Annotated in this window: 16 protein-coding genes; all 16 read left to right on the top strand. The window is 63.8% G+C overall.

What is annotated here, in order from left to right; genetic code table 11:
* Positions 1-32 precede the first annotated feature (32 nt).
* The 16 genes from HXX15_RS13905 (at position 33) to nifW (ending at position 15038) form a co-directional block, all read left to right on the top strand.
* Positions 33-932, top strand: coding sequence for an SIR2 family protein (locus HXX15_RS13905; protein ID WP_296516649.1), 900 nt, complete (start codon positions 33-35; stop codon positions 930-932).
* 432 nt (positions 933-1364) lie between these two features.
* Positions 1365-2261, top strand: a complete 897-nt coding sequence (nifH, locus tag HXX15_RS13910) for a nitrogenase iron protein (RefSeq protein WP_296516650.1) — start codon at positions 1365-1367, stop codon at positions 2259-2261.
* Positions 2262-2338: 77 nt separating this feature from the next.
* Positions 2339-3802, top strand: coding sequence for a nitrogenase molybdenum-iron protein alpha chain (nifD, locus tag HXX15_RS13915; RefSeq protein WP_296516651.1), 1464 nt, complete (start codon positions 2339-2341; stop codon positions 3800-3802).
* A 90-nt stretch (positions 3803-3892) separates the two neighbouring features.
* Complete coding sequence (gene nifK / locus HXX15_RS13920) at positions 3893-5449, top strand: nitrogenase molybdenum-iron protein subunit beta (protein ID WP_296516652.1); 1557 nt, start codon at positions 3893-3895, stop codon at positions 5447-5449.
* A 39-nt stretch (positions 5450-5488) separates the two neighbouring features.
* Positions 5489-7153, top strand: coding sequence for a nitrogenase iron-molybdenum cofactor biosynthesis protein NifE (gene nifE / locus HXX15_RS13925; protein ID WP_296516653.1), 1665 nt, complete (start codon positions 5489-5491; stop codon positions 7151-7153).
* 10 nt (positions 7154-7163) lie between these two features.
* Positions 7164-8531, top strand: a complete 1368-nt coding sequence (nifN, locus tag HXX15_RS13930; RefSeq protein WP_296516654.1) for a nitrogenase iron-molybdenum cofactor biosynthesis protein NifN — start codon at positions 7164-7166, stop codon at positions 8529-8531.
* Positions 8532-8577: 46 nt separating this feature from the next.
* Complete coding sequence (gene nifX, locus HXX15_RS13935; RefSeq protein ID WP_296516655.1) at positions 8578-8988, top strand: nitrogen fixation protein NifX; 411 nt, start codon at positions 8578-8580, stop codon at positions 8986-8988.
* Positions 8981-9448, top strand: a complete 468-nt coding sequence (locus tag HXX15_RS13940; protein WP_296516656.1) for a NifX-associated nitrogen fixation protein — start codon at positions 8981-8983, stop codon at positions 9446-9448. Before nifX ends, HXX15_RS13940 begins: the two co-directional genes overlap by 8 nt.
* 18 nt (positions 9449-9466) lie before the next feature.
* The gene (locus HXX15_RS13945; protein WP_296516657.1) at positions 9467-9673 is read left to right on the top strand and encodes a CCE_0567 family metalloprotein; all 207 of its coding nucleotides are present in this window, start codon (positions 9467-9469) and stop codon (positions 9671-9673) included.
* Positions 9674-9714: 41 nt separating this feature from the next.
* The gene (gene fdxB, locus HXX15_RS13950; RefSeq protein WP_296516658.1) at positions 9715-10026 is read left to right on the top strand and encodes a ferredoxin III, nif-specific; all 312 of its coding nucleotides are present in this window, start codon (positions 9715-9717) and stop codon (positions 10024-10026) included.
* A 56-nt stretch (positions 10027-10082) separates the two neighbouring features.
* The gene (locus HXX15_RS13955; protein WP_296516952.1) at positions 10083-10748 is read left to right on the top strand and encodes a nitrogen fixation protein NifQ; all 666 of its coding nucleotides are present in this window, start codon (positions 10083-10085) and stop codon (positions 10746-10748) included.
* A gap of 165 nt (positions 10749-10913) precedes the next feature.
* Entirely contained in the window at positions 10914-11234 is a 321-nt protein-coding gene (locus HXX15_RS13960) for an iron-sulfur cluster assembly accessory protein (RefSeq protein WP_296516659.1), read from the top strand.
* A 25-nt stretch (positions 11235-11259) separates the two neighbouring features.
* A complete protein-coding gene (nifU, locus tag HXX15_RS13965; RefSeq protein ID WP_296516660.1) occupies positions 11260-12258 on the top strand; it encodes a Fe-S cluster assembly protein NifU in 999 nt (332 codons plus the stop codon).
* The gene (gene nifS / locus HXX15_RS13970) at positions 12255-13469 is read left to right on the top strand and encodes a cysteine desulfurase NifS (protein WP_296516661.1); all 1215 of its coding nucleotides are present in this window, start codon (positions 12255-12257) and stop codon (positions 13467-13469) included. Before nifU ends, nifS begins: the two co-directional genes overlap by 4 nt.
* On the top strand, positions 13462-14643 hold the full coding sequence (gene nifV, locus HXX15_RS13975; protein WP_296516662.1) for a homocitrate synthase: 1182 nt from the start codon (positions 13462-13464) through the stop codon (positions 14641-14643). The genes nifS and nifV overlap by 8 nt, the downstream gene beginning before the upstream one ends.
* Positions 14644-14693: 50 nt before the next feature.
* The gene (gene nifW / locus HXX15_RS13980; protein WP_296516663.1) at positions 14694-15038 is read left to right on the top strand and encodes a nitrogenase stabilizing/protective protein NifW; all 345 of its coding nucleotides are present in this window, start codon (positions 14694-14696) and stop codon (positions 15036-15038) included.
* The last annotated feature ends 355 nt before the right edge of the window (positions 15039-15393 follow it).

Genomic DNA, 15393 nt, shown 5'->3' on the forward strand with positions numbered 1-15393 from the left:
CGATTGCGCGCCGGCAGCAACGAGGTTGAGGAATGACTGTTCAGATCATTGACGAGATTGTCGCCGGGTTCCGCGATGGCAAGGTCATTCCCTATCTCGGCTGCGGCGTGCTGGCGCTGGCGGGTGAGGGATGTCCGCCGGGAACGCCGGGGGAGCTGGTCGCCCGGCTGACCGCGAAAACCACGGTGCCGCACAAGGTCCGCAACAATCTCACCGGCGCCGCGCAATACATCGAGAACTTCAAGCACCGTAAGACGCTGACCTCGCTGATGACCGAGGCGTTCCGGTCCGACACGCCGCCGACGGCGCTGCATCGTCAGCTCGCGGCGCTGCCGGCGCTGCCGCTGCTGGTCCATGCCTGGTACGACGACCTGCCGCAAAAGGCGCTGGCGGGACGCAACGACTGGGGCATGGCGCAAGGCGTCAGCCAGACCGAGCATTTCGGCCGCTGGGTGCACTACTTCCGCGCCGACGGCACCGAGTTGCCCGAGGCCGTTCCGAGCATCGTCGCCGACGAAACGGCGCTGTTCGCGCCGGCGCCGGACGAGGCCGCGCAATGGGCGACGCTGCTGTATCAGCCGCTCGGCTCGGTGGCGCCGGCGATGAATTATCTGGTCTCCGACAGCGACTTTGTCGAGGTCATGACCGAAATCGACATTCAGACCCCGGTTCCGCTCCCGGTGCAGACGCTGCGCAAGGACCGGCATTTTCTGTTCCTGGGCTGCCGCTTCGACACTCAGCTCGATCGGGTGTTCGCGCGGCAGATCATGAAGCGGTCGTCGGACCGGCATTGGGCGGTGCTGCCGGAGACGCCGAGCCGCTACGAGGCGCGGTTTCTCGACGAGCAGAACATCCAGCGGATCGAATTGCCGCTGGCGAAATTCGTCGCCGCCCTGGCCGAGGCCGGACACGACCACAAGCTGTCCGCATAGCGCCTCCCGCAAACTTCCAGCAGTGACGACGATCGGTGCCCGCCGCGCGATCGCGCGGTCGTGTCCGCGGCGCCGGTTCGCGGCGCTTGTCCGAGAATTGCCGACGCCACGCAGGTTTTCCGCATCGGTTGTTTCGTTTCGGACACCGCCGCGCGCCGATGTCGGCCGCAACGCCGCGATGTCGGATTTGAAACATCCCGCCGACGAACCGCATGACCTCGGTTATCTGCGCGTAACTACACGCGTTTTTACCTTTCGCGGCGGTTGGCACGGTCGTTGCAAAACAGGGATCAGCAAGGCGATGGGTTGTTGACTGAGCAACGATTGCGAAAGGCAACGTCCGCATCTGCGCCATGCGACGGTTTCCAACGGAAAGAGACGGCGCAGTTCGCGCACAACAATCAATCGGCAAAAGGGCAACGGAGAAACACAATGGCACTTCGGCAAATCGCATTCTACGGCAAGGGCGGCATCGGCAAGTCGACCACTTCGCAAAACACCCTCGCGGCTCTGGTCGATCTGGGCCAGAAAATCTTGATCGTTGGCTGCGATCCGAAGGCGGACTCCACCCGCCTGATCCTGAACACCAAGATGCAGGACACCGTGCTCAGCCTCGCCGCCGAAGCCGGTTCGGTCGAGGACCTCGAACTCGAAGACGTGATGAAGATCGGCTACAAGGGCATCAAGTGCACCGAAGCCGGCGGTCCCGAGCCGGGGGTTGGCTGCGCCGGTCGCGGCGTCATCACCGCGATCAACTTCCTGGAAGAGAACGGCGCCTATGAGAACGTCGATTACGTCTCCTACGACGTGCTCGGCGACGTGGTGTGCGGCGGCTTCGCGATGCCGATCCGCGAGAACAAGGCGCAGGAAATCTACATCGTGATGTCCGGCGAGATGATGGCGCTGTACGCCGCCAACAACATCGCCAAGGGCATTCTGAAATACGCGTCCTCCGGCGGCGTCCGCCTCGGCGGCCTGATCTGCAACGAACGCCAGACCGACCGCGAGCTCGACCTCGCCGAAGCGCTCGCCAAGCGTCTCAACTCGCAGCTGATCCACTTCGTGCCGCGCGACAACATCGTTCAGCACGCCGAGCTGCGTCGCAAGACCGTGATCGAGTACGCGCCGGACTGCCAGCAGGCTCAGGAATATCGCAACCTGGCCGAGAAGATCCACGCCAATGCCGGCAAGGGCACCATCCCGACCCCGATCACGATGGAAGAGCTGGAAGAGATGCTGCTCGACTTCGGTATCATGAAGACCGAGGAGCAGGCACTTGCCGAGCTTGCCGCGAAGGAAGCCGCGAAGCTCGCAGCCGCGACCGCTTGATCAATCAGCCGTGACAATGCCGGCCGCGATCCGCGGCCGGCATCCAGACCAGCGGCCCCGCGAAACGAGGTAGGACGATGAGCACAGCACTTGCAGAGACACCAGAAGACATCAAGGCGCGCAACAAGCAACTGATCGCGGAGGTCCTTGAGGCCTATCCGGACAAATCCGCCAAGCGCCGCGCCAAGCATCTCAACACGTACGAAGCCGAGAAGTCGGAATGTTCGGTGAAATCGAACATCAAGTCCATTCCCGGCGTGATGACGATCCGCGGCTGCGCCTACGCCGGTTCCAAGGGCGTGGTGTGGGGACCGATCAAGGACATGGTCCACATCAGCCATGGTCCGGTCGGCTGCGGCCAGTATTCCTGGGGATCGCGTCGCAATTACTATGTCGGCACCACCGGCATCGACAGCTTCGTGACGATGCAGTTCACCTCCGATTTCCAGGAGAAGGACATCGTCTTCGGCGGTGACAAGAAGCTCGGCAAGATCATCGACGAGATCCAGGTGCTGTTCCCGCTTAACAAGGGCATCACCATCCAGTCGGAATGCCCGATCGGCCTGATCGGCGACGACATCGAGGCCGTCTCCAAGGCGAAGTCGAAGCAGTATGAAGGCAAGACCATCGTGCCGGTGCGCTGCGAAGGCTTCCGCGGCGTGTCACAATCGCTCGGCCACCACATCGCCAACGACGCGGTGCGGGACTGGGTATTCGACAAGGCCGGCGACAAGATCGCCCACTTTGAATCGACGCCTTACGACGTCGCCATCATCGGCGATTACAACATCGGCGGCGACGCCTGGTCGTCGCGTATCCTGCTCGAAGAGATGGGCCTGCGGGTGATCGCTCAGTGGTCCGGCGACGGTTCGATCGCCGAACTCGAGGCGACGCCGAAGGCCAAGCTCAACATCCTGCACTGCTACCGGTCGATGAACTATATCACCCGGCACATGGAAGAGAAGTACGGGATTCCGTGGGTGGAATACAACTTCTTCGGCCCGACCAAGATCGAGGCCAGCTTGCGCGAGATCGCCAGCCACTTCGACGACAAGATCAAGGCCGGCGCCGAGCAGGTGATCGCCAAGTACAAGCCGCTGATGCAGGCGGTGATCGACAGGTACAAGCCGCGCCTGCAGGGCAAGAAGGTGATGCTGTTCGTCGGTGGTCTGCGTCCGCGCCACGTGATCGGCGCCTATGAAGACCTCGGCATGGAAGTGGTCGGCACCGGCTACGAATTCGGCCACAACGACGACTATCAGCGCACCACGCATTACGTCAAAGACGGCACGCTGATCTATGACGACGTCACCGGCTACGAATTCGAGAAATTCGTCGAAAAGGTGAAGCCCGACCTGGTCGGTTCCGGCATCAAGGAAAAATACGTGTTCCAGAAGATGGGTGTGCCGTTCCGGCAGATGCACTCCTGGGATTATTCGGGTCCGTATCACGGCTATGACGGGTTTGCGATCTTCGCCCGCGATATGGACATCGCCATCAACGCGCCGGTCTGGAAACTGGCCAAGGCTCCCTGGAGCTAAGGCTTTTCGAAACTGAGAAAGCGCAATTCTCATTCGCTCCCGGCGTTACGCCGGGAGCCCAGCGAACGATCTGTTCGGAAAGAACGTGTCATGAGCCAGAACGCAGAAAAAATCCTCGACCACCAGGAGCTCTTCCGAGAGCCCGAATACGCCAAGATGATCGAAAACAAGCGGGCGCTGTTCGAAAATCGTGTGCCCGCCGCCGAACTCGATCGGGTTCGCGATTGGACCAAGACCGCGGAATATCGCGAGAAGAATTTCGCCCGTGAAGCCCTCACCGTCAATCCCAACAAGGCGTGCCAGCCGCTCGGCGCGGTGTTCGCCGCGGTCGGATTCGAGAAGACCCTGCCGTTCGTGCATGGGTCGCAGGGTTGCGTCGCTTATTATCGCAGCCATTTCTCGCGCCACTTCAAGGAGCCGACCTCCTGCGTGTCGTCGTCGATGACCGAAGACGCCGCGGTGTTCGGTGGCCTCAACAACATGATCGACGGTCTGGCCAACGCACACGCGCTGTACAAGCCGAAGATGATCGCGGTCTCGACCACCTGCATGGCGGAAGTGATCGGCGACGACCTCAACGCCTTCATCAAGGGCGCCAAGGAAAAGGGCTCGGTTCCGGCCGATTTCGACGTCACCTTCGCCCACACTCCGGCTTTCGTCGGCAGCCACATCACCGGCTACGACAACGTCATGAAGGGCGTCGTCGAGCATTTCTGGGACGGCAAGGCCGGCACCGTGCCAAAGCTGGAGCGGCAGCCGAACAACTCGATCAATTTCATCGGTGGCTTCGACGGTTACACCGTAGGCAACCTGCGCGAGATCAAGCGGCTGTTTGACGTGATGGGCGTCGAATACACCATCTTCGGCGACAACAGCGACGTCTGGGACACGCCGGCCGACGGCGAATTCCGGATGTATGACGGCGGCACCACGCTGGAGCAGGCCGCCAACGCCATCCACGCCAAGGCGACGATTTCGATGCAGGAGTTCTGCACCGAGAAGACGCTCGCCACGATCGCCGCGCACGGCCAGGAAGTGAAGGCGTTCAACCACCCGGTCGGCGTCGCCGGCACCGACGCCTTCCTGCAGGAAGTGTCGCGCCTCACCGGCAAGCCGATTCCCGACGCGCTGACCAAGGAGCGCGGCCGGCTGGTCGACGCCATCGGCGACTCCAGCGCGCATATCCACGGCAAGAAGTTCGCGATCTACGGCGATCCCGACACCTGCCTCGGCCTCGCGGCGTTCATCCTCGAGCTCGGCGGCGAACCGACCCACATCCTCGCCACCAACGGCAACAAGGCCTGGGCGGAGAAAGTCGAAACGCTGCTCGCCTCCTCGCCGTTCGGCAAGAACTGCCACGTCTATCCCGGCAAGGATCTGTGGCACCTGCGCTCGCTGCTGTTCACCGAGCCGGTCGACTTCATGATCGGCAACACCTACGGCAAGTATCTCGAGCGCGACACCGGCACCCCGCTGATCCGGATCGGCTTCCCGCTGTTCGATCGGCATCACCACCACCGCTATCCGGTGTGGGGCTATCAGGGCGCGCTCAACGTGCTGGTCTGGATCCTCGATAAGATCTTCGACGAGCTCGACAAGGACGTGGTCGCCGGCAAGAACGACATCAGCTTCGATATCATCCGCTGATGCGACGAGGACGGAACGACTGACCATCGGAGTATTGCTATGAGCAGCCTGGCCGACAAGATTCAAGAAGTCTTCAACGAGCCAGGCTGCGCCACCAATACCGGCAAGTCCGAGAAGCAACGCAAGAAGGGCTGCACCAAGCCGTTGCAGCCCGGCGGTGCCGCCGGTGGCTGCGCCTTCGACGGCGCCAAGATCGCGCTGCAACCGATCGTCGACGTCGCCCATCTGGTCCACGGCCCGATCGCCTGCGAGGGCTCGTCGTGGGACAACCGCGGCGTCAAGTCGTCGGGCTCGAAGCTGTATCGCACCGGCTTTACCACCGACATGGGTGAGAACGACGTGGTGTTCGGCGGCGAAAAGCGGCTGTTCAAGTCGATCCGCGAAATCATCGAGAAATACGATCCGCCGGCGGTGTTCGTCTATCAGACCTGCGTGCCGGCGATGATGGGCGACGATATAGCCGCGGTCTGCAAACTCGCGGCTGCGAAATTCGGCAAGCCGGTGATCCCGATCATCTCGCCGGGCTTCGTCGGGCCGAAGAATCTCGGCAACAAGCTCGCCGGCGAGGCGATGCTGGACCACGTAATCGGCACACAGGAGCCGGATTTCACCACGCCCTACGACATCAACATCATCGGCGAATACAACGTCGCCGGCGAATTCTGGCAGGTCAAGCCGCTGCTCGACGAGCTCGGCATCCGTATCCTGTCCTGCCTGTCGGGCGATGCGCGCTACCACGAGGTGGCGCGGGCGCATCGTGCCAGAGCCGCCATGATGGTGTGCTCGACCGCGATGATCAACGTCGCCCGCAAGATGGAAGAGCGCTACGGCATTCCGTTCTTCGAAGGCTCGTTCTACGGCATCACCGACACCTCGGATTCACTGCGGCAGATCGCGACCCTGCTGATCGCGCGCGGCGCGCCGGACGAATTGATGGGCCGGGTCGAGGCGGTGATCGCCCGCGAGGAGGCCCGCGCCTGGGAGGCGCTGAAGGCGTTCACGCCGCGGCTTACGGGCAAGAAGGTTCTGCTGATCACCGGCGGTGTCAAATCGTGGTCGGTGGTCGCGGCGCTGCAGGAGGCCGGGCTGACCATTGTCGGAACCAGCGTCAAGAAATCGACCAAGGAAGACAAGGAGCGGCTCAAGGAGATGAGCCCCGACGTGCATCAGATCGACGATCTGCGACCGCGCGAGATGTACAAGATGCTGAAGGACGCCCAGGCCGACATCATGCTGTCCGGCGGCCGTTCGCAATTCGTCGCGCTGAAGGCCAGGATGCCCTGGCTCGATATCAATCAGGAGCGCAGCTACGGTTACGAAGGCTATGTCGGCGTGGTCGAGCTGGTGCGGCAGATCGACAAGGCGCTGTCGAATCCGATCTGGGCGCAGGTGCGCGCCCCGGCGCCATGGGCCGAGATCAGCTGGGAAGATCGCGCCGACGCCGCCAATGCGGCGGACGCGGCGGCGCTCGCCGCCGATCCCGCACTCGCCGAAGCGCAGCGCCGCGGCGAACTGGTCTGCCACTGCAGGCAGATCGATGTAGGCACCATCGAGGACGCGGTCCGCAGCCACGATCTCACCGTGATCGCCCAGGTGACGCAGCTGACGCAGGCTGGCGGCGGCTGCGGCGGCTGCAAGGACAAGATCGCATCCATTCTGGGGCGTGTCGCGGCGGACGCCGCGCCCGCCGCCAGGGTCGCGTGAGGTCGCGGTCATGGCCAAGGTCGTCAGCTCCGGAAAATACTGCACCGTCAATCCGCTGCGGATGAGTCAGCCGCTCGGCGCCGCGCTGGCATTCATGGGCGTGCGCAATTGTATGCCGCTGCTGCACGGCTCGCAGGGCTGCACCTCGTTTGGCCTGGTGCTGTTCGTGCGGCACTTCCGCGAGTCGATTCCGTTGCAGACCACCGCGATGAGCGAAGTCGCGACCGTGCTCGGCGGTTTCGACAATGTCGAGCAGGCGATCGTCAACATCGTCAATCGCACCAAGCCCGACATCATCGGGATCTGTTCGACCGGCGTCACCGAAATCAAGGGCGACGACCTCGACAGCTTCATCAAGGTCATTCGTGCCAAGCATCCGGAACTGGCCGGGGTCGCGCTGGTCCCGGTCTCGACTCCGGATTTCAAGGATGCGTTCGAGGACGGCTGGGCGACGACCGTCGCCAAGATGGTCGACGTTCTGGTCGAGGCGCCCGCCGGCGCGCGCGATCCGGCGCGGATCAATGTGCTGCCGGGCAGCCATCTGACCGCCGGCGATCTCGACGAGTTGCGCGACATCATCGAGGCGTTCGGTCTGCAGCCGACCTTTCTGCCCGACATCTCCGGCTCGCTCGATGGCCACGTCCCGGACGATTTCACCCCGACCACCCATGGCGGCGTCGCGGTCGGCGAAATTGCCGCGATGGGCCGCGCGGTGCATACGCTGGCGATCGGCGAGCAGATGCGCGCCGCGGCCATTGCCCTCGAAGCCAAGGCCGGCATTCCATTCACGCTGCTGCGCCGGCTCACCGGGCTGGCGGCGAGCGACGCGCTGATGGCTTGTCTCGCGCGGATCAGCGGACGGCCGGTGCCGCAAAAATATCGCCGGCAGCGCAGCCAGCTGGTCGACGCCATGCTGGACGGTCATTTCTATTTCGGCGGCAAGCAGGTCGCGATTGGCGCCGAGCCCGATATGCTGCTGAATATCGGCGGCTGGCTCACCGAGATGGGATGCCGGATCACCGCAGCGGTGACCACCACGACATCGCCGGTGCTCGAACAGGTTCCGGCCGACGAGGTCGTGGTCGGTGATCTGGAGGATCTCGAAACCCGCGCCGAAGGCTGCGATCTGCTGGTGACGCATTCGCATGGCCGGCAGGCGGCGGAGCGGCTTGGCGTCCCGCTGCACCGGATCGGCCTGCCGATCTTCGATCGGCTCGGCGCGGCCCATCAGCTCGCGGTCGGCTATCGCGGCACCCGCGACCTGATCTTCACCGTCGGCAATCTGTTCATCGCCGCGATTCGCGAGCCGACGATCGACAGCTGGCGGCAGGCCGGCGTCATGGCGGAACAAGGCGATGCGAAGGTTACGGCTCATTAGTGTGGAATCGAGGGAGAGTGTCGATGCGAAACAACGGAGCGGCGGCATGAAGGTCGCATTCGCTACCCAGGATCTGAAGCGCGTCGATGCGCATTTCGGCTGGGCCAAAAACATCGCGATCTACGAGATCTCGCCGGATGACTATCGCTTCGTCGAGGCGGTGCAGTTCGCCAGCGATCTCGCCGAGGACGGCAATGAGGACAAGCTGACGCCGAAGATCGAGGCCATCAAGGATTGCGCGATTCTCTACGTCGCGGCGATCGGCGGCTCCGGCGCCGCCCGCGTCGTCGCCAACAACGTGCATCCGCTCAAGGTCGCTCAGCCGGAGCTGATCAGCGATCTGCTCGAGAAGCTGCAGGGAGTGCTGCGCGGCGTGCCGCCGCCGTGGCTGCGCAAGGCGCTGCTGAAGGGCGAGGAACGCAAGCTCGATTTTGCCGACGAGGTGGACAATGGCTGACGCAATCGCAACCGCAACGGACGCCGCGACCGAATCCCTGTTCGTCAAGGAACTGATCAAGCAGTGGCGGGCGCAGGACACCCACGGCGCCTGGGACGGCAAGAGCGATCTGGTGCTGATCGATCCCTACATCGTCGACAAACAGCGTCGTCGCGAGATTCCGATCATGGGCGATCCGGATCCGGAAACGCTGTGGCGGCTCGAGCTGTTCTACAACGCGGTGGCGCTGTCGATCGAGCGCGAGACCGGCGTCATGGTCACCCCGATGATGAAGATGCATCACGAGGGCTTCGGCCGGATGATCCTGGCGGCGGGCCGGTTGATTGTCGTCAACAAGCAGCTGCGCGACGTGCATCGGTTCGGCTTCGACAATCTCGGCAAGCTGGCCGAGGACGGCGAGAAGCTGGTCGCCGCCGGCGTCGAGATGATCCGAAAATATCCCGAAGTCGCCGCGATCTGAGCGAAGCCGGAGCAAACCATGTCCGATATCGACACCATGAAGGCCGAGATCAAGAAACTGTCCGCTCGGGCCATCAACATGAAGATGAACCTGCACGATCTGTCGGAGGAGCTGCCGGTCAACTGGCAGTCGATCCTGACCGTCGCGCAGGATACCTATGACGCCTTCAAAGTGCTCGAGCAGGCCCGCAAGGCGCTGAAAGAGCTCGAAGCCAACGCAAGCTGACATTTCGCGCGGCCCGTGGCCGCGCCACAGGAGCAGAGTCGATGACGATATTTTCCAGCCGCGACGGCAAGCCGTGGGAACCGACCTACATCACCGCGATCGATGGCGACAAGTGCATCGGCTGCGGCCGCTGCTACAAGGTCTGCTCCCGCGACGTGATGCACCTGATGGGCGTCAACGAGGACGGCGAGTTGGTCGCCTGCAGTCTCGAGAACGACGATGACGACGAGGAATTCGTCCGCAAGGTGATGGTGCTGGATCAGGCCGGCAATTGCATCGGCTGTTCGGCCTGCAACCGGGTCTGCCCGAAGGATTGCCAGACCCACGTCAAGGCCAGCGAACTCGGGCTCTGAAGGAACGCGATATGATCGGCGCGGCGACATATGGCCAGGCGGCTTCTCAGGCACCGATGCCGCGCGGTGTGGTGACGGGCAGGGTCGTGTCGCCGGCGCGTACCGCCTATCGGGCCCTGACCGGTTGCGACTCCGCCGAGGCGCAAATCGACAGCGACCGCGCCTTCGACCGTCACGTGCTGGCCTCGATTCTTGCGGTCGCTGCGACCGAACCGGGCTCGATCGTGGACCGCTGCGGACTCGGCGCCAACGATTTCGCGACGCTGATGACGGGATTCTTTCCGCACATTTCGGTGCTGTTCTCGGTGCTCGCCACCGGCGAGCCTGCCGAGGACGACGAGGTCACCATGTTACGCGATCTGCTGCTCGCGCATCGCTCCACCCACGGCGAGGTCAGCCGCTGGCTCGCCGCGCTGGTGGCGCGCCGGGCGATGGAGCCGAACCATCTCTGGGAGGATCTCGGCTTGCGTGACCGCTCCGAACTGACGCGGCTGCTGATGCGGCACTTCGCGCCGTTGGCGCAGGATAATACCAGGAACATGCGGTGGAAGCGGTTCTTCTATCGCAAGCTCTGCGAAGACGACGGTATGGTGATGTGCAGCACCCCTGTGTGCTCGCATTGCAATGACTTCAACGAATGCTTCGGCGACGAGAGCGGCGAAAGCCGGATGGCTGACCGGCGTCGGCAGGCGGAGTTACAGGCTTCGTCGATCGTATCGTAAGGTACCTGATACCGTCGACATTCCGTCAGTTTCGCGACCATGTCGCAACTCCGACAATCTTCACTTTCGAAAAACGCTAACGAATCCATGCCATTGCTGCCGCCCCGCGGAATGGCACGGCGGTTGCTATTGATCAGGTGAGAGCCAACATGAGGAGGCCGTCACATGATCATTCTGACCGAACAAGCAGGTAGCGCTGTGAAGGCCGCGATGTCGCGGGCCGGCAAGACCGAAGGTGGTCTGCGGGTGATGGTCGAGGCCGGCGGCTGCGCCGGCTACAAATATCTGATCGGGCTCGATACCGAGCCGCGCGCCGATGACGCGGTGGTGGAAGCCGCCGGCGTCAAGGTGTTCCTCGATCCCGACTCGCAGCCATTGCTGACCGGGATGAAGATCGACTTCGTCGAGAGCCTCGAAGGCTCCGGTTTCACCTTCGACAATCCCAATGCCGGCACCAAATGCGGGTGCGGCAAATCGTTCGGGTGATCGCTGCGAACCGGGAATCAACGCAATGCTGCACGTCTCGGACAGGTTGAACGACCATTTTTCCAATCCGAGGAATTTCGGATCGCTGCCGGATGCCAACGCGGTAGGCTCGTTCGGGACGATCGGCTGGGGTGACGCGGTCAAGCTGATGCTGCAGGTCGATCCGCGGACCGACCGGATCGAACAGGCGCGGTTCCAGGCCTTCGGTTGCAGCTCTGCGATCGCGTCATCCTCGGCGGTCACCGAAATGGTCATCGGCAAGTCGCTCGACGAAGCCAGCGGCATCGCCGCCGCCGATATCGCCGAATTTCTCGGCGGGCTGCCGCCGGAGCGAATGTATTGCTCGGTGATCGCCTACGAGGCCCTGCGCAAAGCGATCGCCGGGTTACGCGGAAAGGCTGAACACGAAAGCGCCGATCCCGACGCGTTGTGCGACTGCTTCAGCGTCGGTCAGATGATGATCGAGCGTACCATCCGCTTCAATCGTCTCACCAATCCCGAGCAGGTCACCTCCTACACCAAGGCCGGCGCCAGTTGCAGCAGTTGCTTTAAGAAGATCGAAGCCCTGCTGGCGCGGGTCAATGCCGACCTGGTCGAGGACGGCCTGCTGCCGGCCGCACAGGCCTATCAAGTCGGTTCGATGCCGCAACGCGTGCTGGAGATGAAGCCGCGCGGCGACACCACGCCGGCGGCGAACATTTTCAGCGCCGGCAACGGGGTTCCGGCGCATCTGCGTGCGGCGCCAAAGCCGGCGCCACCTCGGCCGGCGGTGACTGCGCCGGCGGGCGGCGCCGACACCGTGACGCTGACCGAACTGATCGAGCAGGCGATCGAGGAACTGCGGCCGCATCTGCAGCGCGACGGCGGCGATTGCGAACTGGTCAAGATCGAGGGCAACACGATCCACATCCGGCTGTCGGGCAATTGCGACGGCTGCCAGCTGGCGTCGGTGACGCTGTCCGGGGTCCAGGCCAAGCTGATCGAGAAGATCGGCCGGCCGATGCGCGTGGTGCCGGTGCCATGAGCGTTCAGCCCGCCAGACTGGTGTACCTCGACAACAACGCCACCACCCGCGCCGACCCGCGCGTGGTCGAGGCCATGCTGCCCTACTTCAGCGAATATTACGGCAATCCGTCGTCGAAATACGCGCTCGGCGCTCACGCCGGAATGGCGGTGAAGCGCGCACGCGAGCAGTTGCAGCGGTTGCTCGGCGTCGAACATGCCCACGAATTGATGTTCACATCGGGCGGTACCGAAAGCACCAATGCGGCGATCCTGGCGGCGCTGGAAGCCTCGCCGCGCCGGCGCGAGATCATCACCAGCGCGGTCGAGCATCCCGCCGTACTGGCGCTGTGCGGCTGGCTGGAAAAGACCAAGGGCATTCGCGTCCATTTGATTCCGGTCGATCGCCAGGGCCGGCTCGACATTATGGCCTACCGGGCAGCGCTGTCGGATCGGGTCGCGGCGGTGTCGATCATGTGGGCCAACAACGAGACCGGCGTGATCAACCCGGTGGTCGATCTCGCCGAATTGGCGAAAGAGCACGGCGCGCTGTTCCACACCGACGCGGTGCAGGCGGTCGGCAAATTGCCGATCGACCTGCGATCGACCGCGATCGACATGCTGTCGCTGTCCGGACACAAGCTGCACGCGCCGAAGGGCATCGGCGCGCTGTATATCCGCAACGGCGTCCGCTTCAAGCCTCAGATCAAGGGCGGCCATCAGGAACGCGGCCGCCGCGCCGGCACCGAGAATGTCCCCGGTATCGTCGGCCTCGGCATGGCGGCCGAGCTTGCCGCGGCCCACATGGCCGATGAAGACATCCGGGTTCGCGCGCTGCGCGACCGGCTGGAACGGGAGATCGTGGAGCGGGTCGAGCATTGCGTCGCGGTCGGTGCCCGCGCGGAGCGGCTGCCCAACACTTCGAACATCGCGTTCTCCTTCATCGAAAGCGAAAGCATCGTGATGCTGCTCGATCGCGCCGGCGTCGCGGTGTCGATGGGATCGGCGTGTTCGACCGGTTCGTTCGAACCGTCGCATGTGCTGGTGGCGATGAAGGTCGCGGATGACGCGGTACGCGGCGGCGTGCGGTTTTCGCTGTCGCGCGACACCACCGACGACGATGTTGACCGGGCGCTTGCCGTCATACCCGGCGTAATCGCCAGGCTACGCGAGATCTCGCCGTTCTGTGCAGAGGAGGGAGCGTCGATGACGCTCAACCGAGCCCATGTTTGACGGCCCGAACACCCCGCGCGCCGCGGCGCCGACGCTGCCCAGGATCGTTCTCAACGATACCACGCTGCGCGACGGCGAGCAGGCGCCGGGCGTCGCCTTCTCGACCGCCGAGAAGGTGGCGATCGCCGGCGCGCTGGCCCGCGCCGGGGTACCGGAAATCGAAGCAGGAACGCCGGCGATGGGCCCTGACGAGATCGCCGCGATCCGCGCCATCGTGGCGGCCGAATTGCCATTGACCACCATCGCCTGGTGCCGAATGCGTACCGAGGATGTCGACGCCGCGATCGCGGCCGGAGTCCGGATGGTCAACCTGTCGGTGCCGGTGTCCGACGTCCAGATCGCCGCCAAGCTCGGCGGCCGGCGCGCCAACGCGCTGGAGATGCTCGGCCGCGTGGTCGGCTATGCGCGCGACAGGGGTCTCGACGTCGCAGTCGGCGGCGAAGATTCTTCCCGCGCCGACGTCGATTTCCTGATCGAGATCGTCGCCGCCGCCAAGGCGGCCGGGGCGCGCCGCTTCCGCATCGCCGATACGCTGAGCGTGCTCGATCCCTGCACCAGCTATCGTTTGATGGCGGCGTTGCGGGCCACTACCGACCTCGAGCTGGAGTTCCACGGCCACGACGATCTCGGGCTTGCGACCGCCAATACTCTGGCCGCCGTGCAGGCCGGCGCCACCCACGCCTCAGTCACCGTGATCGGGCTCGGTGAGCGCGCCGGCAATGCGCCGCTGGAAGAAGTGGCGATCGCGCTGAAGCAGCTTTACGGGCGCGAAACCGGGATCGTGCCGTCCGAACTCGGCAATGTCGCGGCGATCGTCGCGGCTGCGGCTGCCCGCACCATTCCGCTGAACAAGGCGATCGTCGGCGCGCACGTCTTCACCCACGAGTCCGGGATCCATGTCGATGGCCTGCTCAAAGACCGGCAGACCTATCAGTCGCTCGACCCGGAGCTGTTCGGCCGCTCCAACCAGATCGTGATCGGCAAGCACTCCGGATTGTCGGCGATCACCTCGTCGCTCGCCCGCCTTAATCTGCCGGCCAATTCTGACGAGGTGCGGGGAATTCTGGCCCGAGTCCGCACTCACGCGGTCGCCAACAAGGGGCCGGTCGAGAATGAAACCTTGACCGAAATCTGGCGTGAGGTGTGCGAGCAGACCTTGCCGAATTGCGCGTGACGACGGCGCCGCCGTCGTGCTGCGACAAGATGACCATGAGGAGAGTTTCGATGAGCGCTACCGCGGTAATGGGTGAGGAGCCGGTCGTGATCGACCAGTTGAAGCGCGCCTCCTCGGCGGAAGATTTCTTCGCGCTGCTCGGCGTCGATTTTGACGCCAAGATCGTCGATGTGGCGCGCCTCCACATTCTAAAGCGGATGGGGCAGTATCTCGCCAGCGAGGAAATCGACGGTCTGCCCGGTGCGGTGGTCGCCGCCCGCTGCAAGGCGGTGCTGGAGCGGGCCTATGCCGACTTCGTGACCTCGTCGCCGCTCGACCAGCGCGTGTTCAAGGTGCTGAAGGATGCGGTCGCACCGAAGCCGGCGAATTTCGTGCCGTTCGACGAGCTGAAATAGGCGTTTCGTCCGAAACTCGCGAACGTATCGAAATCTCATCGCGCCCAGCCGGAAAGTTCGTCGTTCCGGCAAGTGTGTTGTGCTGAGCGGCCGGCGCCCGCAATCACCACCGCCATCGATGCACCAGCAATCGCCGCCGCTTTGATACCAGCGGCCTTCGCGCTTCGCGCGCCGGAACCGCCCCAGCTTTTCATCCATGCCACGTCCGGTTCGGCTAAGGCGCTGTCGACTTCCCGACAAGTGTCCGACTTGTGCTGTCGAAGCTGCCGTCGACAATCCTGCACGGCCCCAGGTCGCTTCAACAAGTCATTGGTACGACGAGCGAATTCGGTGCCGGCCGAAGTTGGTATGAGGC

Origin of the sequence: Rhodopseudomonas sp. (assembly GCF_013377015.1) — a bacterium.
Taxonomy (GTDB): domain Bacteria; phylum Pseudomonadota; class Alphaproteobacteria; order Rhizobiales; family Xanthobacteraceae; genus JARJEH01.